Origin of the sequence: Mycobacterium sp. 663a-19, assembly GCF_035616495.1 — a bacterium.
Classification (GTDB): Bacteria; Actinomycetota; Actinomycetes; order Mycobacteriales; family Mycobacteriaceae; genus Mycobacterium.
Genome location: NZ_JAPJAV010000006.1, coordinates 178,628 through 204,823, shown reverse-complemented (window position 1 = coordinate 204,823; position 26,196 = coordinate 178,628). Strand labels below are relative to the sequence as shown.

Below are 26,196 nucleotides of genomic sequence, written 5' to 3'. Positions count from 1 at the left end.
GGTGTTCGCAGAAGCGGTGCCGGGCGGCGCATTCGGGCGCGCCAGGGACGTCCCCGGTGTCAGCTGTGCGATCCTGGGGCAGTGACGTCCCAGCCGCCCGGCCACGGCACCGGTCAGGTTCCGGTGCTGCGCGACGAGTGGCGAGAACCACTGCGCGCGCTGCGGGATCCGGTCGGCCGGGGCGCCGTGCGGGCCCGGGCGGATCGCGACCGGCCGCGCCGATGGCGCAAGCAGACGTGGCTGGGCCGGTTCGTGTCCACGTACGGCTGGCGGGCCTACGCGCTGCCCGTTCTGGTGGCGCTCACCGCGGTGGTCATCTACCAGACCGTCACCGGCACGGCCGCGCCGAAGCCGACGGCGACACAACCCATTCAGAGCCCGCAGGACATCGGCGCGGTGGGCACCACGATCATCGACGCTCCGCCCCGCGGGCTGGCCACGTTCGACGCCGACCTGCCCGCGGGGACGCTGCCGGACGGCGGTCCCTTCAGCGAGGCGGGCGACAAGACCTGGCACGTCGTGCCGGGAGCGATGCCGCAGGTGGGCCGGGGCACCGCGAAGGTGTTCAAATACACCGTCGAGGTCGAGAACGGCATCGACCCCACGACTTTCGGCGGCGACGCCGCGTTCGCCCAGATGGTCGACCTGACGCTGGCCAATCCCAAGGGCTGGACGCACAACCCGCAGTTCGCGTTCGTCCGGATCGACGGAACTGGCGGGGCCAAGCCCGACTTCCGGATCTCGCTGGTGTCCCCGGTGACGGTGCGCGAGGGCTGCGGCTACGAATTTCGTCTGGAGACCTCGTGCTACAACCCGGTGTACGGGCCCGACCGGCAGGCGCGGGTCTTCATCAACGAGGCGCGCTGGGTGCGCGGGGCCGTCCCGTTCGAGGGCGATGTCGGCTCCTACCGGCAGTACGTGGTCAACCACGAGGTCGGCCACGCCATCGGGTACGTGAAGCACGAGCCGTGCGACAAGCAGGGGGGCCTGGCGCCGGTGATGATGCAGCAGACGTTCTCCACGTCCAACGACGACGCCGCGAAGTTCGACCCCGATTTCGTCAAGGCCGACGGCAAGGTCTGCCGGTTCAACCCCTGGCCGTATCCGATCGCCTGACTCCGTGCCTGAGACAGCGCGTCGGGAAGCATCCCCGGTTGTTTGCCGTTGATCAGGTCAACTGCTGTGATGGAAGTTGATCGCGAAGCCAACCGAGGAGATGTTCGGTGTCGACATCCCAGTCGTCATCCCAGACGTCCTTGCCGCCGCTCGTCGAGCCCGCCGGCCAGCTGAGCCGCGACGAGGTGGCCCGCTACAGCCGTCATCTGATCATTCCCGATCTGGGCGTCGACGGGCAGAAGCGGCTCAAGAACGCGCGCGTGCTGGTGATCGGCGCGGGCGGGCTCGGCGCGCCCGCGTTGCTGTATCTGGCGGCGGCCGGGGTCGGCACCATCGGCATCGTCGACTTCGACGTTGTCGACGAGTCCAACCTGCAGCGCCAGATCATCCACGGCGTCGCCGACGTGGGGCGGTCCAAGGCCCAGTCGGCGCGCGACTCGATCGCCGCGATCAACCCGCTGACCGACGTGCGCCTGCACGAGTTCCGGCTGGAGCCGGGCAACGCCGTCGAGCTGTTCGGGCAGTACGACCTGATCCTGGACGGTACCGACAACTTCGCCACCCGCTACCTGGTCAACGACGCCGCCGTGCTGGCCGGCAAGCCGTACGTGTGGGGGTCGATCTACCGCTTCGAGGGCCAGGTCTCGGTGTTCTGGGAGGACGCCCCCGACGGCCGCGGCATCAACTACCGCGACCTGTACCCCGAGCCCCCGCCGCCCGGCATGGTGCCGTCGTGCGCCGAGGGCGGCGTGCTGGGCATCATCTGCGCCTCGATCGCGTCCGTGATGGGCACCGAGGCGGTCAAGCTGATCACCGGGATCGGCGAGCCGCTGCTGGGCCGGCTGATGATCTACGACGCGCTGGAGATGAGCTACCGCACGATCAAGATCCGCAAGGACCCGTCGACCCCGAAGATCACCGAGCTGATCGATTACGAGGATTTCTGCGGCGTGGTGTCCGAGGATGGCGTTGCCGCCGCGGCCGGCTCCACCATCACCCCGCGGGAGTTGCGCGAGTTGCTCGACTCCGGCAAGAAGCTGGCGCTGATCGACGTCCGGGAGCCGGTGGAGTGGGACATCGTGCACATCGACGGCGCCCAGCTGATCCCGCAGTCGCTGATCAACTCCGGTGAGGGCCTGGCGAAGCTGCCCCAGGACCGCATGCCGGTGCTGTATTGCAAGACGGGCGTGCGTTCGGCCGAGGCACTGGCCGCGGTGAAGAAGGCCGGGTTCTCCGACGCCGTGCACCTGCAGGGCGGGATCGTGGCCTGGGCCCAGCAGATGCAGCCCGACATGGTGATGTACTGACGCAATCCCGCAGGTGGGCTCCATTAGGCTTGCTCGCGTGACCCTCGAGCCGCCGCCCGAACATGTGCTGACGGCGTTCGGTTTGAGCGGGGTCAAGCCCATCGCCCTGGGTGCCGGCTGGGAGGGCGGCTGGCGCTGCGGCGAGGTCGTGTTGTCGGTGGTCGCCGACCACGCCCGCGCGGCCTGGTCGGCTCGGGTGCGCGAGACGCTGTTCGTCGACGGGGTGCGCCTGGCCCGCCCGGTCCGCTCGACAGACGGGCGCTACGTGGTCTCGGGCTGGCGGGCCGACACGTTCGTCGCCGGCACCCCCGAACCGCGGCACGATGAGGTCGTCTCGGCGGCGGTGCGGCTGCACGAGGCCACCGGCAAGCTGGAACGCCCCCGATTCCTGACCCAGGGGCCCACCGCGCCGTGGGGCGACGTCGACGTTTTCATCGCCGCGGACCGCGCCGCGTGGGAGGAGCGGCCGTTGGCCTCGGTGCCGCCGGGGGCCCGCACCGCGCCGCCGACGGCGGACGCCGCGCGCTCGGTCGAGCTGATCAACCAGCTCGCCACCCTGCGCAGGTCCACCAAGAGCCCCAACCAGCTGGTGCACGGAGACCTTTACGGCACAGTGCTTTTCATCGGCACCGCCGCGCCGGGCATCACCGACATCACGCCCTACTGGCGGCCCGCGTCGTGGGCCGCGGGCGTGGTCGTCGTCGACGCGCTGTCCTGGGGCGAGGCCGACGACGGGCTCATCGAACGCTGGAGCGCGCTGCCGGAGTGGCCGCAGATGTTGTTGCGCGCGTTGATGTTTCGCCTCGCCGTCCACGCCCTGCATCCGCGGTCGACGGCCGAGGCGTTCCCGGGCCTGGCCCGCACCGCGGCGCTGGTCCGGCTGGTGCTCTAGTGTCGCGCGTGTGTGGATCGGACCGCGGTCGGGTTTGACTGTGAACACACGGCTTTCGCGGTGAACCCAGGGCCGGGTTTCCGCGGAATCCCCGCCGCTGGAGCACACTCAAAGCCGTGGCTTCACAGCGAAAGCCGTGTGTTCACAGTCGGCGCACTCCGGCGGCCCCGGGCTAAGTCCCGCGCGGGAACTCGTAGCGGACGTCGTCGAGGGCGATCCTGCCGTCGACGGCCAGAACCCCCTCGGCGCGCAGCAGCTCCAGCTGCCGGGCGGTCAGATGGCGCGCCGGGCGCCCGGACGCGGTGATCACCCGGTGCCACGGCAGGTCGGAGGAGTCGGTCCGCATGATCCAGCCGACAATGCGCGGGCTGGAAAGGCCTGCGACGGCGGCGATGTCGCCGTAGGTGGCGACCCTGCCCGACGGGATGGACGCGACCAGCGAGCGCACCCGCTCGACCTGCTCGTCGGTCACCGGCGCCACGGTCAGCGGCCTTGAAGCTGCTTGCGGACCAGCGCGGCGACTTCGGCGTGCTTGGCGTACGGCACCATGTGATTGCAGTCGAATTCGAGCAACTCGAAATCGGGCCCCAGGCGCCCCCGCAGCCCCGCGACCAATTCGTCGGTGACATAGGGCGGCGTGGTCCACTTCGCGCGCACCAGCGTCGTCGGCGTGCCCGCCGGCGGTAACACGACGTCGCGGGCCAACTCGCTCCAGTAGGACATCATCGCCGGCAGGCTGACGCGCCACCCGTACCGTCCGCTCGGCAGCTCGACGAGGTGCTCGTCGAGTTCGGCGTCGAGCAGGGCGGGATCCACGTCCGACCAGGAGCCCGTCACCTTTTCCGCACGGGCCTCGTCGGGGTCCGGATAGTCGGGCGAGGAGAGCATCGCGTCGGCGATCTCCCGCATCCACCCGCCGTCCAGGCCGGCCGCCGGATCCAGCAGCAGCAGCCCCGCCACCCGGTCGGGCCGGGCCGCGGCCAGCTGCATCGCCAGCGCCCCGCCGAACGAGTGCCCGACCACCAGCACCGGGGTGTCGGCCTCGTCGTCGAGCAGCGCGGCCAGCGCCGAGACGTTGGCGTCGATGTTCCACGGCGCGGCCCACGACGACCGGCCGTGGCCGAGCAGATCCGGTGCAGCGACTGCGATTTCGGGTAGCGAGTCGGCCAACTTCTGCCACCGCTGCCCGTGACCGGTCAGCCCGTGCAGGGCGAGCATCCGCACCGGGCCACCGGGGCCGTAGCGGTGCACGTGAAGGTCGGCGGTCACGCGTCGATCGGTCACGCGTCGATGATGCCAGGCCGACTTGTCGGACCCTCGTGGTGTCATGCCGCTATGTCATTCACCTGGGACGCCGAAGCGGGTGCCGTGCTGGCGCCGGGGGCGCGCGGCCTGATCAGGGTCCTAGGCGGGCCCGGCACCGGCAAGAGCAGCCTGCTGGTCGACGCCGCGGTCGCCCGGATCGGCGCCGGTGTCGATCCGGAATCGGTTCTGCTGCTTACCGGTTCCGGCCGGCTGGGGGTGCGGCAGCGCAGCGCGTTGACGACGGCGCTGCTGCGGCCGCGCGCCGCCGGCGCCCGGCGGGCCGCGGTGCGTGAGCCGCTGGTCCGCACCGTTCACGGCTACGCCTACGCGGTGCTGCGGCGGGCCGCGGTGCGCGCCGGTGATGCGCCGCCGCGCCTGGTCACCAGCGCCGAACAGGACGCCATCGTTCGCGAACTGCTCGCCGGCGACCTCGAGGACGGGCCGGCCGCCTGGCCGGAGCACCTGCGGCCGGCGCTGCGCACCGCCGGCTTTGCCACCGAATTGCGAAACCTGTTGGCGCGCTGCGCCGAACGCGGCGTGGACGCGCAGCAACTGCAGCGGCTGGGCCGCCGGTGCCGGCGACCGGAGTGGGCCGCCGCCGGCCGGTTCGCCCGGCAGTACGAGCAAGTGATGCTGCTGCGGGCGGCGGTCGGGACCGCGGCGCCGGAGGCGACGACGCCGGCGCTGGGGGCGGCCGAGCTGGTGGGGGCGGCGCTGGAGGCCTTCGCGGTCGACCCCGAGCTGCTGGCCGCCGAGCGCGCCCGGCTGCGGGTGCTGTTGGTCGACGACGCCCAGCAGCTCGACCCGCAGGCGTCCCGCCTGGTCCGGGTGCTGGCGGCGGGAACCGAGCTGACGCTGGTCGCCGGCGACCCCAACCAGGCCGTGTACGGCTTCCGCGGCGGCGACCCGGCCGGGCTGCTCGGCGGTGACACGCCGTCGGTGACGCTGACGGTGTCGCATCGGTGTGCCCCCGCGGTGGCGCGCGCGGTCACCGGCATCGCGCGAAGGCTGCCCGGCGGCAGCGCCGGCAGGCGGATCGACGGCACCGGCGCCGAGGACGGGGCGGTCGCGGTGCGCCTGGCGGCCTCGGCGCACGCCGAGGCCGCGATCATCGTCGACGCGCTGCGGCGCGCGCACCTCGTCGACGGGGTGCCGTGGTCGCAGATGGCCGTCATCGTCCGCTCGGTGCCGCGGGTGGGCGCCCGGTTGCAGCGCGCCCTGGCCGCCGCCGGGGTGCCGGTGGTGGTGTCCGCGGTCGGCGGGCCGCTGTCCGAGGAGCCGGCGGCCCGGGCGTTGCTGACGGTCTTGGCGGCGACCGCCGACGGGCTCGACGGCCACCGGGCGCTGGCGCTGCTGACCGGGCCCATCGGTCGCGTCGACCCGGTCTCGCTGCGGCAGCTGCGCCGGACGCTGCAGCGCGCCGCATCCGGCAGCGCGGCAAGGGATTTCGGCGACCTGGTGGCCGACGTCCTGCGCGCCGGCCCGCAGCTGTCCGGCCCGCAGTACCGCCCGCTGCGACGGGTGCGCGCCGTGCTGGACGCGGCCGCCCGCTGCCACCGCGACGGGCAAGACCCGCGTTTCACCCTGTGGGCGGCGTGGCACCGGTCCGGCCTGCAGCGCCGCTGGGTGGCCGCCGCCGAGCGCGGCGGCACCGCCGGCGCCCAGGCCACCAGGAACCTCGAGGCGGTGACGGCGTTGTTCGACGTCACCGATCACTACGTGTCGCGCACCTCGGGCGCGTCGCTGCCCGGGCTCCTCGAGCACGTCGCGGCTCTGCAGTTGCCCGGCACCAACCCCGAGGTGTCGCCGGCCGACCGGGTCAGCGTGCTCAGCGCACACGCCGCGCTGGGGCACGAATGGGACCAGGTGGTCATCGCCGGCCTGCAGGACGGGTTGTGGCCCAACACAATTCCGCGCGGCGGGGTCCTGGGCACCCAGCGGCTGCTCGACGCGCTGGACGGCATCGCCGGGGACGCGTCGATGACCGCGCCGCTGCTGGCCGAGGAGCGCCGGCTGCTGGTGGCCGCGATGGGCCGGGCCCGGCGCCGGCTGCTGGTGACCGCCGTCGACAGCGACACCGACGGGGCGGGCGACGACGCCGCGCTGCCGTCGTCCTTCTTCCACGAGATCGCCCAGTTGGCCGGCGGCGCCGCCGATCCCGTTGCCGCGCAGCCGGTTTCGGCACCAAGGGTGCTGTCGGCGGCCGCCCTGGTGGGCCGGTTGCGCGGCGTCGTGTGCGCCCCCGACGGCGCCGTCGACGAGGCCGACCGTCGTTGTGCGGCAACGCAATTGGCCCGGCTCGCCAGGGCCGGCGTGCCTGGCGCCGACCCGAAAGACTGGCGCGGCCTGCTCGGTGTCAGCACCGGCGAGCCGCTCCGCGGGCCCGGCGAACCGGTCACGTTGACGCCGTCGACGCTGCAGACCCTCACCGACTGCCCGCTGCGCTGGCTGGCTGAACGCCACGGCGGAACCGACGCCCGCGACCTGCGGTCCACCCTCGGCTCGGTGCTGCACGTGCTGATCGCCGAGCCGGGCAAGAGCGAATCGCAACTGCTGGCCGAGCTGGACCGGGCCTGGCAGCATCTGCCCTTCGGCGCCCGCTGGCATTCGGCCAACGAGCTGGCCCGGCATCGCGGCATGATCCGGGCGTTCGTCGAATGGCGGGCGCGGACCCGCGGGGAACTTAGCGAGGTCGGGGTCGAGGTCGACGTCGACGGGGTCCTTCGGGCGCCGTCCGGCGAGGCCCTGGGCGGCGAGGTCCGGCTGCGCGGCCGGGTCGACCGGCTGGAACGCGACGGCGCCGGGCGGCTGGTGATCGTCGACGTCAAGACCGGCAAGACACCGGTCAGCAAGGACGACGCCCAGCAACACGCCCAGCTGGCGGCGTACCAGCTGGCGGTGGCCGACGGCATCATCGAAGCCGGCCCGGCCGAACCCGGCGGGGCGCGGCTGGTCTACATCGGCAAGGCGGGGGCCGCGGGCGCCACCGAGCGCGAGCAGGACCCGCTGACCCCGGCGGCCCGCGACCAATGGCGCGCGCTGGTCGCGGCGGCGGCCGACGCGACCGCCGGACCGCGGTTCATCGCCCGCCGCAATGACGGCTGCGCGCACTGCCCGATCCGGCCGTGCTGCCCGGCCCACGACGGGTCGGCGTCGTGAACGCGCGCTACGGCCCCGACGAATTGGCTTGCGCGCTAGGGCTTTTCCCGCCCACCGCCGAGCAGGCCGCGGTGATCGCCGCGCCACCGGGCCCGCTGGTCGTCATCGCGGGGGCGGGCGCCGGGAAAACCGAGACGATGGCCGCGCGCGTGGTGTGGCTCGTCGCCAACGGCTACGCCGAGCCCGGCCAGGTGCTGGGGCTGACCTTCACCCGCAAGGCCGCCGGCCAGCTGCTGCGGCGGGTCCGGTCCCGGCTGGCCCGGTTGGCCGGCATCGGCCTGGGCGCCGGAGCGTCGGCCGCCGAACCGGCGGGGAGCCCGGCGGTCGGCACCTACCACGCCTTCGCCGGCTCCCTGCTGCGCGAGCACGGCCTGCTGTTGCCCGTCGAACCCGACACCCGGCTGCTCGGCGAGACCGAGCTGTGGCAGCTGGCCTTCGACGTGGTCAACGGGTACCGCGGCGAGCTGCGCACCGACAAGACTCCGGCGGCCGTCACATCGATGGTGCTGCGGCTGTGGGGTCAGCTGGCCGAGCACCTGGTGGACACCGGCCAGCTGCGCGACACCCACGTGGAGCTGGAGCGGCTGGTCCACGCCCTGCCGGCGGGCCCCTACCAGCGCGACCGCGGCCCCAGCCAGTGGCTGCTGCGGCTGCTGGCCACCCAGACCGAGCGCGCCGAGCTGGTCCCGTTGCTCGACGAACTGCACGAGCGGATGCGCGCGGGGAAGGTCATGGACTTCGGCCTGCAGATGTCCTCGGCGGCCCGGCTGGCGGCGGGTTTCCCGCAGGTGGGCCGGGACCTGCGCAGCCGGTATCGGGTCGTGCTGCTCGACGAGTACCAGGACACCGGGCACGCCCAGCGGGTCGCGTTGTCGTCGCTGTTCGGGGGCGGCGTCGACGACGGGTTGGCGTTGACGGCGGTCGGCGATCCGATCCAGTCGATCTACGGCTGGCGCGGCGCCTCGGCGACCAACCTGCCGCGATTCGCCACCGACTTCCCCCGCGCCGACGGCACCCCGGCGCCGGTCCTGGAGCTGCGCACCAGCTGGCGCAACCCGCCGCGCGCCCTGCGGCTGGCCAACGCCGTGTCCGCGGAGGCGCGGCGGCGATCGGTTGCGGTGCACGCGTTGCGCGCGCGCCCGGACGCCCCGCCCGGCACCGTCCGGTGCGCGTTGCTGCCCGACGCGCGCGCCGAGCGCGAGTGGATCGCCGACCATGTCCACGCGCAGTACCGGCGCGCCCGCGCCGAGGACACCGCCCCGCCCACCGCCGCGGTGCTGGTGCGCCGCAACGCCGACGCCGCGCCCATGGCCGACGCCCTGCGCGCCCGCGGGATCCCGGTCGAGGTCGTCGGGCTGTCGGGGCTGCTGTCGGTTCCCGAGGTCGCCGACGTCGTGGCGATGCTGCGGCTGGTCGCCGATCCGACCGCCGGGGCGGCGGCGATGCGGGTGCTCACCGGGCCGCGCTGGCGTCTCGGCGGGCGGGACGTCGCCGCGCTGTGGTGGCGCGCGCTGGCCCTCGCGGGCGGACCGCGCCCCGGCGAGGCGCCCTCGGCCGAGTCGATCGCCAGGGACGCCGGCCCCGACACCGACACCGCGTGCCTGGCCGACGCGATCGCCGACCCCGGGCCGGCCGGCGCGTATTCGGTTGCGGGACATCAGCGCATCACCGCGCTGGCCGCCGAGGTGGGCGCCTTGCGCGCCCACCTCGGCCACCCGCTGCCCGACCTGGTGGCCGAGGTCCGGCGCGTGCTGGGCGTCGACTGCGAAGCCCGCGCCGCCTCGGGGGTTTCGGCCGGCTGGTCCGGCGCCGAACACCTCGACGCGTTCGCCGACGTGGTCGCGGGCTACGCCGAACGCGCCGGCGCCACGCCGAGCGCAACCGACGCGACGGCGGCCGCCTCGGTCGCCGGGCTGCTGGCCTACCTGGACGCGGCCGAGGAGGTCGAGAACGGCCTGCCGCCCGCCGCGCCGGCCGTCGCCCGGGACCGGGTCCAGGTGCTCACGGTGCATTCCGCGAAGGGTCTGGAGTGGCAGCTGGTGGCGGTCGCCCACCTGTCGGGCGGGACATTTCCGTCGACCGCGTCGCGCAGCAGCTGGCTCACCGACGCCGCCGAGCTGCCGCCGCTGCTGCGCGGCGACCGCGCTGCCGCGGGCGCGCCGGGCATCCCGGTGCTGGACACGTCGGACGTCACCAACCGAAAGCAGCTGTCGGACACGATCTCCGAGCACCGCCGACGGCTCGAGCAGCGGCGCGTCGACGAGGAGCGCCGGCTGCTGTACGTGGGCGTCACCCGCACCGCCGACACCCTGCTGGTGTCCGGCCACCACTGGGGCCCCACCGGGATCAAGCCGCGCGGCCCGTCGGAGTTCCTCTGCGAGATCAAGGACATCATCGAACGTTCCGCCGCGGCCGGCGAGCCGTGCGGGGAGGTGGAGCAGTGGGCGCCGGCGCCGCCCGACGGCGAGCGAAACCCGCTGCGCGACAACGTCATCGAGGCGATCTGGCCGGCCGACCCGCTGGGCCCGCGCCGCGGCGACGTCGAACGCGGCGCCGCGCTGGTTGCCGAGGCCATGTCGGCCGGCACGGTCGCGGCCGGCGCCGACGCCGAGGACTGGGCCGCGGACGTCGATGCGTTGCTGGCCGAGCGCGCCCGCGCCGCCATCCCGCCGGCCCGCGCCCTGCCCGGCCAGCTGTCGGTCAGCGGCCTGGTGGACCTGGCGCGTGACCCGGATGGCGCCGCGCAGCGGCTGGCGCATCGGCTACCCGCCCGCCCCGACCCACACGCGTTGCTGGGCAACGCCTTTCACGCCTGGGTGCAGCAGTTCTACGGCGCCGAGTGGCTGTTCGACCTTGCCGACCTGCCCGGGGCGGCCGACTCCGACGTCGGCGACACCCGGGAGCTGGCCGCGTTGCAGGAGGCGTTCACCCGCTCGCCGTGGGCGGCCCGCACACCGATCGCGGTCGAGGTGCCGTTCGAGATGCCTGTCGGCGACACCGTGATACGCGGCCGCATCGACGCGGTGTTCGCCGACCCGGACGGCGGTGTCACGGTGGTGGACTGGAAGACCGGCCGGCCGCCGCGCGGGCCGGAAGCCAAGCGGCAGGCCGCCGTCCAGCTCGCCGTCTACCGTTCGGCGTGGGCCGCCCTGACGGGCTGCCCGGTGTCCTCGGTGCGCACCGCCTTCCACTACGTGCGCAGCGGCGACACCGTCGTCCCCGACGAACTGCCGGACCCCGCCGGGCTGGCCGGGCTGTCCCCCGCGGGCGGGCGGTGACCGGACGACCGTGGTTACATTTGAGGCGTGTACGTGGCCTGCGGGTGGGGGTGAGCCGATGACGGACCGCTGTGCGCAAGGGTAGGTCGCAGGGTCTCGACGAGACGCTGACCGCCCAGCCCGGCCACCTGCTGGTCGGCGTGCTGCGCATCCCCGAGGAGCACCACAGCCCGGTCCGCGTCATCACGCGACGGGTGGCCATCGCGCTGGTGGTGCTGTTCGGCGCCGCTGTCATCGTCTACCTGGATCGCGGCGGCTACCGCGACGTGCGCGGCGACCCCCCGACCTTTCTGGACTGCGTCTACTTCGCGGCGGTGTCGCTGTCGACCACCGGCTACGGCGACATCACCCCCTACACCGAGGCCACGCGCCTGGTCCACACCGTGATATTCCTGCCGCTGCGGATCGCGTTCCTGGCCGTGCTGGTCGGCACCACGCTCGAGGTGCTCTCCGAGCGATCCCGGCAGGCATGGAAGATTCAGCGTTGGAGGAACAAAGTGCGCAACCACACCGTCGTGATCGGATACGGCACCAAGGGCAAGACGGCCGTCGCCGCCATGGTCGGCGACGAGGAGGCCAAGGGCGAGGTCGTCGTCGTCGACTCCGACCGGGCCGCGCTCGAGCACGCCGCGACCGCCGGCCTGGTCACCGTGCACGGTGACGCCACCAAGTCCGACGTGCTGCGGTTGGCCGGGGCGCAGCACGCGTCGTCGATCATCGTCGCCACCGGCCGCGACGACACCGCCGTCCTGGTGACGTTGACGGCGCGGGAGATCGCGCCGAAGGCCAAGATCGTGGCTTCCATTCGGGAGGCCGAGAATTCGCACCTGCTGCAGCAGTCGGGCGCGGACTCGGTGGTGGTCTCCTCCGAGACCGCGGGCCGGCTGCTCGGCATCGCCACCACCACGCCCAGCGTCGTGGAGATGATCGAGGACCTGCTGACCCCGCACGCCGGAATGGCCATCTCCGAACGCGAGGTGGAGCAGACCGAGGTCGGCGGGTCCCCGCGGCACCTGCGCGACATCGTGCTCGGCGTGGTGCGCGACGGCCACCTGCTGCGCATCGGCGCGCCCGAGGCCGATGCCATCGAGGCCACCGACCGGTTGCTTTACATCCGAAACACGGGACACTAGTGGACTTCCAGCTGCGCGACGTTCCGGTGCTGTCGCGGGTCGGCGCCGACCGCGCCGACCAGTTGCGCACCGACGTCGACGCGGCCACCGCGGGATGGGCGGAAGCCGCTCTGCTGCGGGTGGATTCGCGCAACCAGGTGCTGGTCGCCGACAACCGGGTGGTGCTCGGCGCCGCGGCCGAGCTCGCCGACAAGCCGCCCCCCGAGGCGGTGTTCCTCGGCCGCATCGAGGGCGGCCGGCACGTGTGGGCGATCCGGGGCGCGCTGCAGGCGCCCGACGACCCCGACGTGGAAGCCGAGGTGGTGAACCTGCGCAGCCTCGGCCCCATCATCGACGACACCAGCAGCCAACTGGTGTCGTCGGCCATCGCGCTGCTGAATTGGCATGACAGCGCGCGGTTTAGCGCGGTGGACGGCTCCCCGACCAGGCCGTCGCGCGGGGGCTGGTCGCGGGTCAACCCGGTCACCGGGCACGAGGAGTTCCCGCGCATCGACCCGGCGGTGATCTGCCTGGTTCACGACGGCGGCGACCGCGCGGTGCTCGCACGCCAGGCGGTCTGGCCCGAGCGGATGTTCTCGCTGCTGGCCGGATTCGTCGAGGCGGGTGAGTCTTTCGAAACCTGTGTCGCCCGCGAGGTCCGGGAGGAAATCGGCCTGCACGTCCACGACGTGCGCTACCTGGGCAGCCAGCCGTGGCCGTTCCCGCGCTCGCTGATGGTCGGCTTCCACGCCCTGGGCGATCCCGATGAGGACTTCTCGTTCAACGACGGCGAGATCGCCGAGGCGGCGTGGTTCACCCGCGAGGAGGTGCGCGCCGCGCTGCAGGCCGGCGATTGGGGCAGCGCGTCGACGGACGCGAAACTGATTCTGCCCGGGTCGATTTCGATCGCACGCGTGATCATCGAATCGTGGGCGGCGGCGAGCGACTGAGCCCGTGTCGGTCAGCCGGCGATATCGGCCAGCTTGGCCTTCAGCTCGGCGGCGCTTGGGTTGGTCAGCGTCGACCCGTCGGCGAACCTGACCGTCGGCACCGTGCGGTTGCCGCCGTTGACCGAGCTGACGAACTCCGCGGCCGCGGGATCGTGCTCGATGTCGACCTCGTCGTAGGAGATGCCGTCGGAGCGCAGCACCGTCTTGAGCCGGTGGCAAAAGCCACACCAGGACGTCGTGTACACAGTGAGCGGCGCGTCGGACATAGCCCGTCTAACGTAGCGGAGCGACGATGAATTCCGAAGCGACCCAATTCACGCGTGGCGATGCATCGGGTTTGTCGGCCACCCCTGCGAGTATGGACGCCATGCCGATTGTCGCCGACCCGCTGACCGCGGGACTGGACGACGAGCAGCGCGAGGCGGTGCTCGCACCGCGCGGGCCGGTCTGCGTGCTGGCGGGGGCCGGAACGGGCAAGACCCGCACCATCACGCACCGGATCGCCCAACTCGTCGCCGGTGGCCACGTCGCCGCCGGGCAGGTGCTGGCGGTCACCTTCACCCAGCGGGCGGCGGGGGAGATGCGCTCCAGGTTGCGGGCGCTCGACACCGGCGCCGGCGTGGGCGCGGTGCAGGCGCTGACGTTCCATGCGGCCGCGCATCGCCAGCTGCGCTACTTCTGGCCGCGGGTGGTCGGCGACACCGGCTGGCAGCTGCTCGACAGCAAGTTCGCCATCGTGGCGCGGGCGGCCAGCCGCACCCGGCTCAACGTCAGCACCGACGACGTGCGCGACCTGGCCGGTGAGATCGAGTGGGCCAAGGCGTCGCTGATCGGCCCCGAGCAGTACCCGGCGGCCGTGGCCGCCGCCGGCCGTGACACCCCGCTGGACGCGGCGCAGGTCGCCGCCGTCTACGACGCGTACGAGGCCCTCAAGGTCCGCGACGAGACGGTGACGCTGCTCGACTTCGACGACCTGCTGCTGCACACCGCGGCCGCGATCGAGAACGACGCCGCGGTGGCCGAGGAGTTCCGGGACCGCTACCGCTGCTTCGTCGTCGACGAGTACCAGGACGTCACCCCGCTGCAGCAGCGGGTGCTCGAGGCGTGGCTGGGTGACCGCGACGACCTGACCGTGGTCGGCGACGCCAACCAGACCATCTACTCGTTCACCGGGGCCTCGCCGCGCTTCCTGCTGGACTTCTCGCGGCGGTTTCCCGACGCCACCGTGGTGCGGCTGGAGCGCGACTACCGCTCCACCCCGCAGGTGGTGTCGCTGGCCAACCGGGTCATCGCCGCGGCGCGCGGCCGGGTCGCCGGCAGCAAGCTGCAGCTGTCCGGCCAGCGGGCCCCGGGCCCGGCCCCGACGTTTCACGAGCACCCCGACGAAACGGCCGAGGCCGCCGCGGTGGCGGCGTCGATCACCCGGCTGATCGAGTCCGGCACGGCGCCGTCCGAGATCGCCGTGCTCTACCGGGTCAACGCCCAGTCCGAGGTGTATGAGGAGGCGTTGACCGAGGCCGGCATCGCCTATCAGGTCCGCGGCGGCGAGGGATTTTTCAACCGTCAGGAGATCAAGCAGGCGATGCTGGCGCTGCGGCGCGCCGCGGAGCGCGACCCCGAGCGGGACGGCCCCCTGCCCGACGTGGCGCGGGCGATCCTGGAACCGCTCGGGCTGACGGCGCAGCCGCCGGTGGGCACCCGGGCCCGGGATCGCTGGGAGGCGCTGGCCGCGCTGGCCGAGCTGGTGGACGCCGAGGTCGCGCAGCGCCCGCAGCTGGACCTGCCGGGGCTGCTGGCCGAGCTGCGGACGCGGGCCGACGCGCGGCATCCGCCGGTGGTGCAGGGCGTCACGCTCGCGTCACTGCACGCCGCGAAGGGCCTCGAGTGGGACGCGGTCTTCCTCGTCGGTCTGGCCGACGGCACGCTGCCGATCTCGCACGCGCTGGCGCACGGCCCCGAGAGCGAACCCGTCGAGGAAGAGCGCCGGCTGTTGTATGTCGGAATCACCAGGGCCCGAACGCATTTGGCGCTCAGCTGGGCGCTGTCGCGGAACCCGGGCGGGCGCCAGAGCCGCAAGCCGTCGCGGTTCCTCAACGGCATCGCGCCGCAGGCCCGTCCCGATCCCGGCCCGGCCCGGTCCCGGCGCGGCCGCGGCGCCGCGACCCGCTGCCGCATCTGCAACAACGACCTGACCACCCCGGCCGCCGTCATGCTGCGGCGCTGCGAGACCTGTGCCGCCGACATCGACGAGGAACTGCTGCTGCAACTCAAGGACTGGCGCCTGGGCGTCGCCAAGGAACAGAACGTGCCCGCGTACGTCGTCTTCACCGACAACACGCTGATCGCGATCGCCGAGCTGTTACCCGGCGACGACGCCGCCCTGATCTCGATCCCGGGCATCGGCGCGCGCAAGCTCGAGCAGTACGGCCCGGACGTGCTGCGCCTGGTTCGCGGCCGCACCGGCTGAAACGCGCAGGTCAGAAAATCGGTTGTGGCCACCGACCGGTACCATCTACCCTCGAAAGCGCATTTCTGCTGTCCGGCGGGAGGAGGTGGCCACGATGATCAACGACACGTTCGGTGTAGGCGTGGCCGGCGCGGTGCTGACCGCGGGTACCTCCCATGCCGCCCACGCCGCTGCGCCGGCGGCCGCGGTCAAGCATCGCGCCGCCGCCGCAACCGACGCGTCCGTGCATAGGGGCTATACCTAACTAGCCCGGTTTTCCCCAACTGGCCACGGACCCGAAGTCACAAGGATCCGTGGCCACAGTTATGGGTCGACACCCTTCCTGGTCCGGATCAATCCCCGACACAGACCAGGAAGCAGGTGAGAAGGACATGTCGGCACTGACAGTCCCCAGGCAGACGCGGCCGGTGCTGCCGTGCCACGCCGGTGACCCCGACCTGTGGTTCGCCGAGACGCCGGCCGACCTGGAGCGCGCCAAGACGCTGTGCGCGGGCTGCCCGATCCGGCGCCAGTGCCTGACCGCGGCGCTGGAACGGGCCGAACCGTGGGGCGTGTGGGGCGGCGAGATCTTCGAGCGGGGTTCGATCGTCGGCTACAAGCGTCCGCGCGGACGCCCCCGCAAAGAAGTCGCCGCCTAGAGATAACACGCGAAACTGTAACTGCCGACGCATTTCTCGAGAGACCGCGTCGGTAGTTGCAGTCTCGCGGGGCTCAGACGACGGCCGCGTCGGGCTCGGCGAAACCCGGGACCAGTTCCTCCGACAGCGCCTTGATCGGCACATGGGCATCGAGCTGGCACAGGATCGCCGACACCGACATGATCACCCGCGCCGGGATCACCAGCTTGGGCGGCAGGTCCATCTGCCGGGCCGTCCGGATCTGCGACACCGACTTGTCCATCTCAATTGCGGTCATGCGCTGCAGCCACTTTCGGGTGTAGTGGAACACCTCGACCTCGATGGGCTCGACGTACTGGCGCAACATGTCATCGATGTCGCGCACCGACACCTGCTGGCCCTTCTGGATGAAGCCGGCCTTCTCCATCGTCGGCAGCAGCAGGTCGTAGTTCTTGTCCCGGGCCAGCCGGATGGACATGCCCAGTTCGATCGGCAAACCGCCGGGCAGGTCCGCGACCGCTCCGAAGTCGATCACACCCATCCGGCCGTCGGGCAACAGCATGAAGTTGCCCGGGTGCGCGTCGCCGTGCAGCATCTCCAGCCGGCGCGGCGCGTCGAAGGTGAGCTCGAGCAGCCGGGTGCCGATCAGGTCGCGCTGTTCGGGGGTTCCGTGCCGGATGATCTCGGCCATCGGCACCCCCTCCATCCACTCCTGGACCACCACCTTGGGGGCGCTGGCCACCACGTGTGGGATCGCGAAGTGCGGGTGGTTCTGGTACGCCTTGGCGAACGCGCGCTGGTTGTCGGCCTCGAGCCGGTAGTCGAGTTCCATCTCGGTGCGCTCGATCAGCTCGTCGACCACGCCTTGGACGTCGGCGCCGGGCGCGAGCTGTTTGACCACCCCGACCATCCGCTGCATCGTCTTGAGGTCGGCCCGCAGCGCCTCGTCGGCGCCCGGGTACTGGATCTTGACGGCCACGTCGCGGCCGTCGGACCACACCGCCCGGTGCACCTGGCCGATGCTGGCCGAGGCCACCGGGGTGTCGTCGAAAGAGCTGAACCGGTCTCGCCACTTGGTGCCCAGCTGCGCGTCGAGCACCCGGTGCACCTTGGCGGCCGGCAGCGGCGGGGCGTCCTTCTGCAACTTGGTCAACGCCTCGCGGTACGGCTCGCCGTACTCCTCCGGGATCGCGGCCTCCAGCACCGACAGGGCCTGACCCACCTTCATCGCCCCGCCCTTGAGCTCGCCCAGCACGGTGAACAATTGGTGGGCGGCCTTTTCCATCAGCTCGGCCTGGACCTCGTCTTTCGACTTGCCGGTCAGCCGTTTACCGAACCCCAGCGCCGCCCGGCCGGCGAAGCCGACCGGAATGCTGGCCAGCTTCGCGTTGCGCGCAGCACGGCCGCGTTTGATGTCTGACACACCCCCATCATCCATGACGGTCAACGGCTTGCGGTGTTGATCTGGGTAACAACGGCCGGCCTGTTGTGACGTCAGCACGAGCACAACGGGTGCCTGCTCCACCGGCGCGCGACGATCGCGCCGGCGTGGACATCGAACTCGAGCGTCGCGTTCAGCGCCTGCGGCGGCCCCGAATCCGGTGCCGCCGCCGGCCCGCGCACGGCCGCGATGACCCGGTTCACCTGGCTCAGCGCCAGCGCCGCGGTCGCCAGCAGCGTGGCCCGGTCCGCCACGCCGACGGTCTCGCGCAGCTGCGCGGCGATCGCCGGCCACGCCGCGTCTCGGTCGCGACGATGCAAATCCGCGCAGCCCAGGCAGCTGGTCACGCCGGGGATGACCAGCGGCCCCACCAGGCCGGTGCCGTCGCGCACCCGAACCGCCAGGTGTGGAATGCCCTGACCGTGCAGGTCGCGCACCATCCGCGGGTCGGCGATCAGGTAGTCCGACAACACCACCAGGTCCACGGCGGTCGGCGACACCGTCGCGTGCGGCTGGCTGCTGTGCGCGATCCGGGCCCCCGAGCAGCGCAGCGCCTCCACGAGCAGGTCCGACAGCGGCCCGCGACCATGCACGCGAATGGAGGCGGCCCGGCCGCCCGACTGCCGGCGGCCGCGGGTGGCGACGCCCGCGCCGACCAATTGCGCGACCAGGTTGGTCAGGCCGTCGGCGTCCGTCAGCCCGCGGTCGGCGGCCTGCCGCTGCAACTCGGTGATCGGCAGGGGTGATCGCATGGACCGCAGCAGCGCGGCCAGCTCCGCCGCGGCCAGGCCGCGCGGGGGACGGATCAGCACGGCCCGGCGCGGATCCCAGCCCACCTGGACGGCGCCGTCCGGCCGCAGCAGCACCGGCATCGCCGGGTCCAACGCGTACAGGGAGGGCGCGGCCCGGGGCATGAGTCCAGACTGTGCCACGGCCGGGGCGAACGCCCCGCTCAGTTATCCACAGGGCCGGGGTCTTCGCCGCCGTCCTTCTCGAGCCTGGCGATCGCCTCGTCGATGCCGCTGGTGTCGCCGCCGATGACGCGGTCGATGAACGCGGCCGGGTCGTCGAGGTCGTCCCCGCTGGGCAACAGGTCGGGGTGTTGCCACACGCCGTCGCGGGCGTCCATGCCGGCGGCCTGCGTCAGCCGCTCCCACAAGTCGGCGGCCTCGCGCAGCTTGCGGGGCCGCAGCTCCAGGCCCACCAGCGTCGCGAACGTCTGCTCGGCCGGCCCGCCGCTGGCCCGGCGGCGGCGCAGCGTCTCGGCGAGCGCGGCCGCGCCGGGAATCCGGTCGCCCAGGGCCGCGGTCACCACGACATGCACCCAGCCCTCGATCAGCGCCAGCAGCGTCTCGAGCCGTTCCAGCGCCTGGGTCTGCGCCGGCGTCGCCTTGGGCTCGAAAACGCCCTGCCCGAGCAGGTTTTCGATGGCCTCCGGGTCCGACAGCGACGCCGGGTTGAAGTCGCGGGCGAGCTCCTCGATCCCGGTCATGTCGATCTTCATGCCCATCGCGTAGGCCTCCACGGCGCCCAGCAGTTGGGCGGACAGCCACGGCACGTGGCCGAACAGCCGGTGGTGCGCGGCCTCGCGGGCGGCCAGATAGGTCAGGATCTCGCTGCGCGGCTGCTCGAGACCGGCGGCGAACGATTCCACCGCCTCGGGCAGTATCGCGGCGACCCCGTTGGGCCCCAGCGGCAGGCCGATGTCGGTCGAGGTCAGCACCTCGCGGGACAGCCGGCCGAGGGCCTGGCCCAGCTGCGAGCCGAACGCCATGCCGCCCATCTGCGACATCATCGCCAGCAACGGGCCGGCCATGCTCTTGGCCTCCTCGGGCAGCGAGGACGCCCACACCGTCGAGATCTGTTGGGCCATCGGGTCACAGAGCCGCTTCCAGGTCTCCAGCGTGTTGTCCACCCAGTCGCTGGGTGTCCAGCCCACCGCCCTGGTGGCGCCGGCGGGCAACGCCGTGACGCCGTCCAGCCAGGTGTCGGCCAGGTGCACCGCGTCGGCGATCGCCGAGCTCGTCGTGTCCGGGATGGGCGCGACGAACCCGATCGAGCTGGTGGCCACGCGCCGGGCCAGCTCGTAGTTGACCGGTCCCGCCGCCTGGCCGCCCTGCGTCATGGTGCCGGCGCTGCTGAACATCTGACCCAGTTGGGTGAAGATCTGGCCCAGGTCACCGATGTTGAAATCGCCGCTCATGCCGAAGGCGCCCAGGGGATCGGACGCACCCGAGCCCGACTCGGGGTCGTTCTTCCCGCGCTTGTCCCGGTCCGGGTCGTCCCCGGAGGAGAAGCCGAAAGGCAGGTCAGCCATAACCTCAACGGTACTCACCGGTGGAACAGAAAGCGCGCTCAGTGGTCTCGCTGACAGCTGAAACGAGCCACCGCGGCGCCCCGCTAGGGTAGCGGCGTGAACAGGCGGATTCTGACCTTGGCGGTCGCGCTGGTGCCGATCGTGGTCTTCGGCGTGTTGCTCGCGGTCGTGACGGTGCCGTTTGTGTCGCTGGGCCCCGGGCCGACCTTCGACACGCTCGGTGAGGTCGACGGCAAGCAGGTGGTCGCCATCCAGGGCGCGCTGACCCACCCCACGACCGGGCACCTGAACATGACGACGGTGTCCCAGCGCGACGGCCTGACCCTGGGCGAGGCCCTGACGCTGTGGCTGTCGGGCCAGGAACAGCTGGTTCCGCGCGATCTCGTCTACCCGCCGGGCAAGTCGCGGGAGGACGTGGACAAGGCCAACAACGCCGACTTCAAGCAGTCCGAGGACAGCGCCGAATACGCGGCGCTGGGGTACCTGAAGTACCCGCCCGCGGTCACCGTCGCGACCGTCAACGATCCCGGGCCGTCGGCGGGCAAGCTGAAGTCCGGCGATGCCATCGACGCGGTCAACAACACCCCGGTCGTCAACGTCGAGCAGTTCACCGGATTGCTGAAGAACACCAAGCCCGGCCAGGTGGTGACGATCGACTTCCGCCGCAAGAACGAGCCGCCGGGCGTGGCGCAGATCACGCTGGGCACCAACAAGGACCGCGACTACGGCTTTTTGGGCGTCGCGGTGCTCGACGCGCCGTGGGCGCCGTTCGTGGTCGATTTCAACCTCGCCAACGTGGGCGGGCCTTCCGCGGGGCTGATGTTCAGCCTGGCGGTCGTCGACAAGCTCACCACCGGCGACCTGACCGGGTCGACGTTCGTCGCCGGGACGGGAACGATCTCCGCCGACGGCAAGGTGGGCCAGATCGGCGGCATCACGCACAAGATGGTGTCCGCCCACGCCGCGGGCGCCACCGTGTTCCTGGTGCCCGCGAAGAACTGCTACGAGGCGAAGTCGGACAACCCGTCCGGGATGCGCTTGGTCAAGGTCGAGACGCTCACCGAGGCGGTCGACGCGCTGCACGCGATCACGTCCGGGGGCCAGCCGCCCACCTGCTAGGCGAGCCGCGGATGGCCTGCCGTGCCATGCGTAGAGTTGTCATCGTCGCCACATCGAGGCGCCACATCGATCAGGGAGCGTTGCCAGTGGGGATGCGGCCCACCGCGAGAATGCCGAAGCTGACCCGGCGCAGCCGGATCCTGATTTTGATCGCACTGGGTGTGATCGTTTTGCTGCTCGCGGGCCCGCGACTGATCGACGCCTACGTCGACTGGCTGTGGTTCGGCGAGTTGGGCTACCGCTCGGTGTTCACCACCGTGCTGGTGACGCGCATCGTGGTGTTCCTGGTCGCCGGCCTGCTGGTCGGCGGCATCGTGTTCGCCGGGCTGGCGGTGGCCTACCGCACCCGCCCGGTCTTCGTCCCGAGCAACGACAACGATCCGGTGGCGCGCTACCGCACCGTCGTCATGTCGCGGCTGCGACTGGTGGGCATCGGGATCCCGGCGGCGATCGGCCTGCTGGCCGGCATCATCGCGCAGAGCTACTGGGTGCGCATCCAGCTGTTCCTGCACGGCGGCAACTTCGGCGTCAGGGATCCGCAGTTCGGCAAGGACCTCGGCTTCTACGCGTTCGACCTGCCGTTCTACCGGCTGCTGCTCAGCTACATGTTCGTGGCCGTGTTCCTGGCCTTGGTGGCGAACCTGTTGGCGCACTACATCTTTGGCGGCATCCGGCTGTCCGGGCGCACCGGCGCCCTGAGCCGATCGGCGCGCATCCAGCTGGTCACCCTGGTCGGCGCGCTGGTGCTGCTCAAGGCGGTCGCCTACTGGCTGGATCGCTATGAACTGCTGTCGCACACGCGCGGCGGCAAGCCGTTCACCGGGGCCGGGTACACCGACATCAACGCGGTGCTGCCGGCCAAGCTGATCCTGATGGCGATCGCGTTGATCTGCGCCGCCGCGGTCTTTTCCGCGATCACGTTGCGGGACTTGCGGATCCCGGCGATCGGGCTGGTTTTGCTGCTGCTGTCGTCGCTGATCGTGGGCGCCGGCTGGCCGCTGATCGTCGAGCAGATCAGCGTGCGACCCAATGCCGCGCAAAAGGAAAGCGAATACATCAGCCGAAGCATCGCCGCGACCCGGCAGGCGTACGGGCTGACGTCCGACGTGGTGTCCTACCGCAACTACACCGGCGACGGGCAGGCCACCGCCCAGCAGGTCGCGTCCGATCGCGCGACCACCTCGAACATCCGACTGCTCGACCCGACCATCGTCAGCCCGGCGTTCACCCAGTTCCAGCAGGGTAAGAACTTCTTCTACTTCCCGGACCAGCTGTCCATCGACCGCTACCTCGACCGCAACGGCGCGCTGCGCGACTACGTCGTCGCCGCCCGGGAGCTCAACCCGGACCGGCTGATCGACAACCAGCGGGACTGGATCAACCGGCACACCGTCTACACCCACGGCAACGGGTTCATCGCGTCGCCGGCGAACACCGTGCGCGGGATCGCCAACGACCCCAACCAGAACGGTGGTTACCCGGAGTTCCTCGTCAACGTCGTCGGCGCCAACGGCAGCGTCGTGTCCGACGGGCCGGCCCCGCTGGACCAGCCGCGCATCTACTTCGGCCCCGTCATCTCCAACACGTCGGCCGACTACGCGATCGTCGGGCGCAACGGCAACGACCGCGAATACGACTACGAGACCAGCACCGAAACCAAGAACTACACCTATTCCGGGCTCGGGGGAGTGCCCATCGGCAGCTGGATCTCCCGCAGCGTGTTCGCCGCCAAGTTCGCCGAGCGAAACTTCTTGTTCTCCAACGTGATCGGCTCCAACAGCAAGATCCTATTCAACCGGGATCCGGCGCAGCGGGTGGAGGCGGTGGCGCCCTGGCTGACGACGGACAGCGCCGTGTACCCCGCGATCGTCAACAAGCGGCTGGTGTGGATCATCGACGGCTACACCACGTTGGACAACTACCCGTACTCCGAGCTCACCTCGCTGTCGGCGGCGACGGCCGACTCCACCGAGGTGGCGTTCAACCGGCTGGCGCCCGAAAAGCAGGTGTCCTACATCCGAAATTCGGTGAAGGCCACGGTGGATGCCTACGACGGCACCGTGACGCTGTACGCGCAGGACGAGCAGGACCCGGTGCTGAAGGCGTGGATGCGGGTGTTCCCGGGCACGGTCAAGCCCAAGAGCGACATCACCCCCGAGCTCGCCGAACACCTGCGTTATCCCGAGGACCTGTTCAAGGTGCAGCGGATGCTGCTGGCCAAGTATCACGTCAACGACCCCGTGACGTTCTTCTCCACGTCGGACTTCTGGGACGTGCCGCTGGATCCGAATCCGACCGCCAGCAGTTATCAGCCGCCGTACTACATCGTGGCGAAAAACATTGGCAAGAACGACAATTCGTCCTCCTACCAGCTGATCAGCGCGATGAACCGGTTCAAGCGCGACTACCTGGCCGCCTACATCAGCGCCAGCTCCGACCCCGCGACGTACGGCAAGATCACGGTGCTGACCATCCCGGGCCAGGTTAACGGCCCCAAGCTGGCCAACAACGCGATCACCACCGACCCGGCGGTGTCCCAGGACCTCGGGGTGATCGGGCGCGACAACCAGAACCGGATCCGCTGGGGCAATCTGCTCACCCTCCCGGTTGGCCAGGGCGGGCTGCTGTACGTCGAACCCGTGTACGCCTCCCCGGGGGCCAGCGACGCCGCGTCGTCGTATCCGCGGCTGATCCGCGTGGCGATGATGTACAACGACAAGATCGGATACGGGCCGACCGTCGGCGACGCCCTGACGGGGTTGTTCGGCCCCGGAGCGGGCGCCGCCGCCACCGGGATCCAGCCGACCGAGGCCGGCGCCCCCGCGAACCCGCCCGCGAGCCCGCCGGCGCCGGCCGGCACACCGCCCGTTGCGGCGCCACCGGCGCCCGCCGCGGTGCCGCCCTCCCCGGACGGCTCGGTGACGTTGTCGCCGGCCAAAGCCGCTGCCCTGCAGGACATCCAGGCGGCGATCGGCGCGGCGCGCGATGCGCAGAAGAAGGGCGATTTCGCCGCCTACGGCGCGGCGCTGCAGCGGCTCGACGACGCCATCAACAAATACAACAGCACCAAGTAACTCGCCCCCGGCGAGCTTCGCCCCGCGAGCGTGCGTGTCTGTACACCGGCACGCCGGCGCGGATGGCATTCTGCGCACGCTCGCGGATCTCAGCCGCGGGACGCCGTGCGGAATCGGTCCCGGTAGGCCTTCGGCGAGACGCCGAGGCGGTCGATGAACACGCGCCGGAGGCTCTCGGTGCTGCCAAACCCCGCCATGCGCGCGGCGTCGGCGACGCTACGGCCGGCGTCGAGCGCGGCGCGGGCGGCGTCGATGCGCACCATTTCCACGTAGCGGGCGGGTGTCGTCCCGAGCTCGGACTGGAACAACCGCGTCAGCTGCCGCGTGCTCATGGACGCGCGCGCGGCAAGGCTGTTGACGCTGTGGTTCGCCGCGGGGTCGGCGGAGATCGCATCGGTGGCCTTGCGCAGCGGCGACTGCGGCGGCGGGTCGGCCTCGACCAGCACCGAGAACTGCGATTGGCCGCCCGCGCGCTTGAGGTAGACGACCAGCCACCGGGCCACCGCGCGGACGAGGTCGGTGCCGTAATCCATTTCGACCAGCGCCAGCGCCAGGTCGATGCCCGACGACACCCCGGCCGAGGTGAAGACATCGCCGTCGCGGACGAAGATCGCGTCCGGTTCGACGGTGACGCCCGGGAAGGCGCGGGCGAACAACCGGACGTCATGCCAGTGCGTGGTGGCGCGCCGGCCGTCGAGGAGGCCGGCCTGCGCCAGGACGAACGAGCCCGTGCAAATCGAGGCGAGCCGCCGGGTGCGGCCCGCGACCGACTTGATCGCCTCGACGAGCCCGGGGTCGATCGCCCGCCGGGGCAGGCTGTCGCTGCCGGCGACCAGGACCGTGTCGGCCGACTCGATCGAGGTGACGGCGTCCGTGACGCCCAACCGCGTCCCGATCGAGGTCGTGACGTCGCGCCCGTCCACCGACGCGATCTTCAGTTCGTAGTGGGCGCCGAAGCGGTTGGCTTCCGCGAAGACCTCACCCACTCCCGCAACGTCCAGCATCGCGACGTCGTCGAAGACGACAACCACCATCACCCGCGATCGCGCACCGACTTCAGTCACGGACTCATTGTGTCGCAATCTGTGGGAACGACGGCTGCAACGGTGCCGGTGGATAGCGGTGTGGCAACGCATGATGGTCCAAGACAAGGAGGAACGATCATGGCCGTCCAGTCGCCGGAGACCATTGCCGACATCGTCGTACCCGACACAGCGCTGGTGCGCGCGATCACCGACTTCATCCGCGGAGCCGAAGACGATCTGCTCTTCCACCATTCGCGTCGGGTATTCCTGTTCGGTGCACTACAGGGCCACCGCCGCGGACTGCAACCAGACTTGGAGCTGTTGTACGCCGGGGCCATGTTCCACGACCTCGGCCTCACTCGGCGGTATCGCACCTCCAGCCTGCGTTTCGAGGTCGACGGCGCGAACGCGGCGCGAGAGTTCCTGCTGCAGCACGGCGTCGACAAGGCCGACGCCGACAAGGTGTGGCTGGGCATCGCCTTGCACACCACGCCCGGGATACCCGAGTTCCTCGCGCCCGAAGTCGCCTTGGTCACCGCGGGTGTCCAAACCGACGTGCTGGGCATCGGCCGGGAGGCCTTGTCCCGTAAAGATATTGACGCCGTGACTGCCGCCCATCCACGACCGGGTTTCAAGCGGCGCATCCTGGCGGCCTTCAACGACGGCATGAAGCATCGTCCGGAAACCACTTTCGGCACGATGAACGCCGATGTGCTGGCGCACTTCGACCAGACATTCGAGCGTGGGAACATGGTCGACCTCATTCTCGGCAGCAGTTGGCCCGAATAGGTGGGGCCGAATAGCCTTGCAGCGCAGCAATTCTTCTGAGTGCTGCAGATGCTCGACGGCCAATCAGTGCGTGTCCGCCTGCACATACGTCGCCGCATCCCGAAGGTAGGCATGGCTCGTGGCCGAAATCGTCAGCTGGTCAACCAAATTGAGCAACCGCAATAGTCGGCAAACAAGAGAAGGGAACGATGCCCTGACACCGGAGGACGAGGAACAGATGTGCGTCAT

20 protein-coding genes are annotated in these 26,196 nt (G+C 71.3%); 13 read left to right on the top strand and 7 right to left on the bottom strand.

Features of this window, described 5'->3' with window-relative positions; genetic code table 11:
- Nucleotides 1-81 precede the first annotated feature (81 nt).
- From OQ968_RS13050 to OQ968_RS13040, 3 genes are all read left to right on the top strand, one after another.
- Nucleotides 82-1,116: a DUF3152 domain-containing protein gene (locus OQ968_RS13050; RefSeq protein WP_324678384.1), complete on the top strand. Its 1,035-nt coding sequence runs from the start codon at nt 82-84 to the stop codon at nt 1,114-1,116.
- Nucleotides 1,117-1,223: 107 nt separating this feature from the next.
- A complete protein-coding gene (moeZ, locus tag OQ968_RS13045) occupies nt 1,224-2,423 on the top strand; it encodes an adenylyltransferase/sulfurtransferase MoeZ (protein ID WP_324678382.1) in 1,200 nt (399 codons plus the stop codon).
- 37 nt (nt 2,424-2,460) lie between these two features.
- On the top strand, nt 2,461-3,315 hold the full coding sequence (locus tag OQ968_RS13040) for a TIGR02569 family protein (protein ID WP_324678380.1): 855 nt from the start codon (nt 2,461-2,463) through the stop codon (nt 3,313-3,315).
- A 172-nt stretch (nt 3,316-3,487) separates the two neighbouring features.
- Here OQ968_RS13040 and OQ968_RS13035 read toward each other — a convergent pair whose 3' ends face one another.
- Together OQ968_RS13035 and OQ968_RS13030 are read right to left on the bottom strand one after the other, a co-directional pair.
- A complete protein-coding gene (locus tag OQ968_RS13035; protein ID WP_324678378.1) occupies nt 3,488-3,796 on the bottom strand; it encodes an MGMT family protein in 309 nt (102 codons plus the stop codon).
- 2 nt (nt 3,797-3,798) lie between these two features.
- The gene (locus tag OQ968_RS13030; protein ID WP_324678635.1) at nt 3,799-4,584 is read right to left on the bottom strand and encodes an alpha/beta fold hydrolase; all 786 of its coding nucleotides are present in this window, start codon (nt 4,582-4,584) and stop codon (nt 3,799-3,801) included.
- Nucleotides 4,585-4,650: 66 nt separating this feature from the next.
- On the opposite strand from OQ968_RS13030, the gene OQ968_RS13025 reads away from it, so the two are divergent.
- The 4 genes from OQ968_RS13025 to nudC all read left to right on the top strand — a co-directional run bounded on the left by OQ968_RS13025 (nt 4,651) and on the right by nudC (nt 13,119).
- On the top strand, nt 4,651-7,779 hold the full coding sequence (locus OQ968_RS13025; protein WP_324678376.1) for an ATP-dependent DNA helicase: 3,129 nt from the start codon (nt 4,651-4,653) through the stop codon (nt 7,777-7,779).
- Nucleotides 7,776-11,057: an ATP-dependent DNA helicase gene (locus OQ968_RS13020; protein ID WP_324678374.1), complete on the top strand. Its 3,282-nt coding sequence runs from the start codon at nt 7,776-7,778 to the stop codon at nt 11,055-11,057. Before OQ968_RS13025 ends, OQ968_RS13020 begins: the two co-directional genes overlap by 4 nt.
- 71 nt (nt 11,058-11,128) lie before the next feature.
- Complete coding sequence (locus tag OQ968_RS13015; protein WP_324678372.1) at nt 11,129-12,190, top strand: potassium channel family protein; 1,062 nt, start codon at nt 11,129-11,131, stop codon at nt 12,188-12,190.
- Nucleotides 12,190-13,119, top strand: a complete 930-nt coding sequence (nudC, locus tag OQ968_RS13010) for an NAD(+) diphosphatase (protein WP_324678370.1) — start codon at nt 12,190-12,192, stop codon at nt 13,117-13,119. Before OQ968_RS13015 ends, nudC begins: the two co-directional genes overlap by 1 nt.
- An 11-nt stretch (nt 13,120-13,130) precedes the next feature.
- Here nudC and mrx1 read toward each other — a convergent pair whose 3' ends face one another.
- Entirely contained in the window at nt 13,131-13,385 is a 255-nt protein-coding gene (mrx1, locus tag OQ968_RS13005; protein ID WP_324678368.1) for a mycoredoxin Mrx1, read from the bottom strand.
- Nucleotides 13,386-13,486: 101 nt separating this feature from the next.
- Here mrx1 and OQ968_RS13000 point away from each other — a divergent pair, with 101 nt between their 5' ends.
- The 3 genes from OQ968_RS13000 to OQ968_RS12990 all read left to right on the top strand — a co-directional run bounded on the left by OQ968_RS13000 (nt 13,487) and on the right by OQ968_RS12990 (nt 16,224).
- Nucleotides 13,487-15,586 (top strand): ATP-dependent DNA helicase UvrD2, encoded by a 2,100-nt coding sequence (locus tag OQ968_RS13000; RefSeq protein WP_324678366.1) that lies wholly within the window; start codon nt 13,487-13,489, stop codon nt 15,584-15,586.
- A gap of 94 nt (nt 15,587-15,680) precedes the next feature.
- Nucleotides 15,681-15,830, top strand: a complete 150-nt coding sequence (locus tag OQ968_RS12995) for a hypothetical protein (protein WP_324678364.1) — start codon at nt 15,681-15,683, stop codon at nt 15,828-15,830.
- A gap of 127 nt (nt 15,831-15,957) precedes the next feature.
- Nucleotides 15,958-16,224: a WhiB family transcriptional regulator gene (locus OQ968_RS12990; RefSeq protein WP_324678360.1), complete on the top strand. Its 267-nt coding sequence runs from the start codon at nt 15,958-15,960 to the stop codon at nt 16,222-16,224.
- Nucleotides 16,225-16,297: 73 nt separating this feature from the next.
- Here OQ968_RS12990 and OQ968_RS12985 read toward each other — a convergent pair whose 3' ends face one another.
- From OQ968_RS12985 to OQ968_RS12975, 3 genes are read right to left on the bottom strand one after another with little or no spacing between them, the layout of a single operon-like run.
- Nucleotides 16,298-17,641: an ABC1 kinase family protein gene (locus OQ968_RS12985; protein WP_324678358.1), complete on the bottom strand. Its 1,344-nt coding sequence runs from the start codon at nt 17,639-17,641 to the stop codon at nt 16,298-16,300.
- Nucleotides 17,642-17,697: 56 nt separating this feature from the next.
- Nucleotides 17,698-18,558, bottom strand: coding sequence for a cyclodehydratase (locus OQ968_RS12980; protein ID WP_324678356.1), 861 nt, complete (start codon nt 18,556-18,558; stop codon nt 17,698-17,700).
- Nucleotides 18,559-18,596: 38 nt separating this feature from the next.
- Nucleotides 18,597-19,979 (bottom strand): zinc-dependent metalloprotease, encoded by a 1,383-nt coding sequence (locus OQ968_RS12975; RefSeq protein WP_324678354.1) that lies wholly within the window; start codon nt 19,977-19,979, stop codon nt 18,597-18,599.
- A 78-nt stretch (nt 19,980-20,057) separates the two neighbouring features.
- On the opposite strand from OQ968_RS12975, the gene OQ968_RS12970 reads away from it, so the two are divergent.
- Together OQ968_RS12970 and OQ968_RS12965 are read left to right on the top strand one after the other, a co-directional pair.
- Nucleotides 20,058-21,080 (top strand): PDZ domain-containing protein, encoded by a 1,023-nt coding sequence (locus OQ968_RS12970; protein WP_324678352.1) that lies wholly within the window; start codon nt 20,058-20,060, stop codon nt 21,078-21,080.
- 86 nt (nt 21,081-21,166) lie between these two features.
- Nucleotides 21,167-24,154, top strand: a complete 2,988-nt coding sequence (locus OQ968_RS12965; protein WP_324678633.1) for a UPF0182 family protein — start codon at nt 21,167-21,169, stop codon at nt 24,152-24,154.
- Nucleotides 24,155-24,243: 89 nt separating this feature from the next.
- Here the strand turns inward: OQ968_RS12965 and OQ968_RS12960 are convergent, their stop codons facing one another.
- The gene (locus tag OQ968_RS12960; RefSeq protein ID WP_324678630.1) at nt 24,244-25,188 is read right to left on the bottom strand and encodes a GlxA family transcriptional regulator; all 945 of its coding nucleotides are present in this window, start codon (nt 25,186-25,188) and stop codon (nt 24,244-24,246) included.
- A 129-nt stretch (nt 25,189-25,317) separates the two neighbouring features.
- On the opposite strand from OQ968_RS12960, the gene OQ968_RS12955 reads away from it, so the two are divergent.
- Entirely contained in the window at nt 25,318-25,968 is a 651-nt protein-coding gene (locus OQ968_RS12955) for an HD domain-containing protein (RefSeq protein ID WP_324678350.1), read from the top strand.
- The last annotated feature ends 228 nt before the right edge of the window (nt 25,969-26,196 follow it).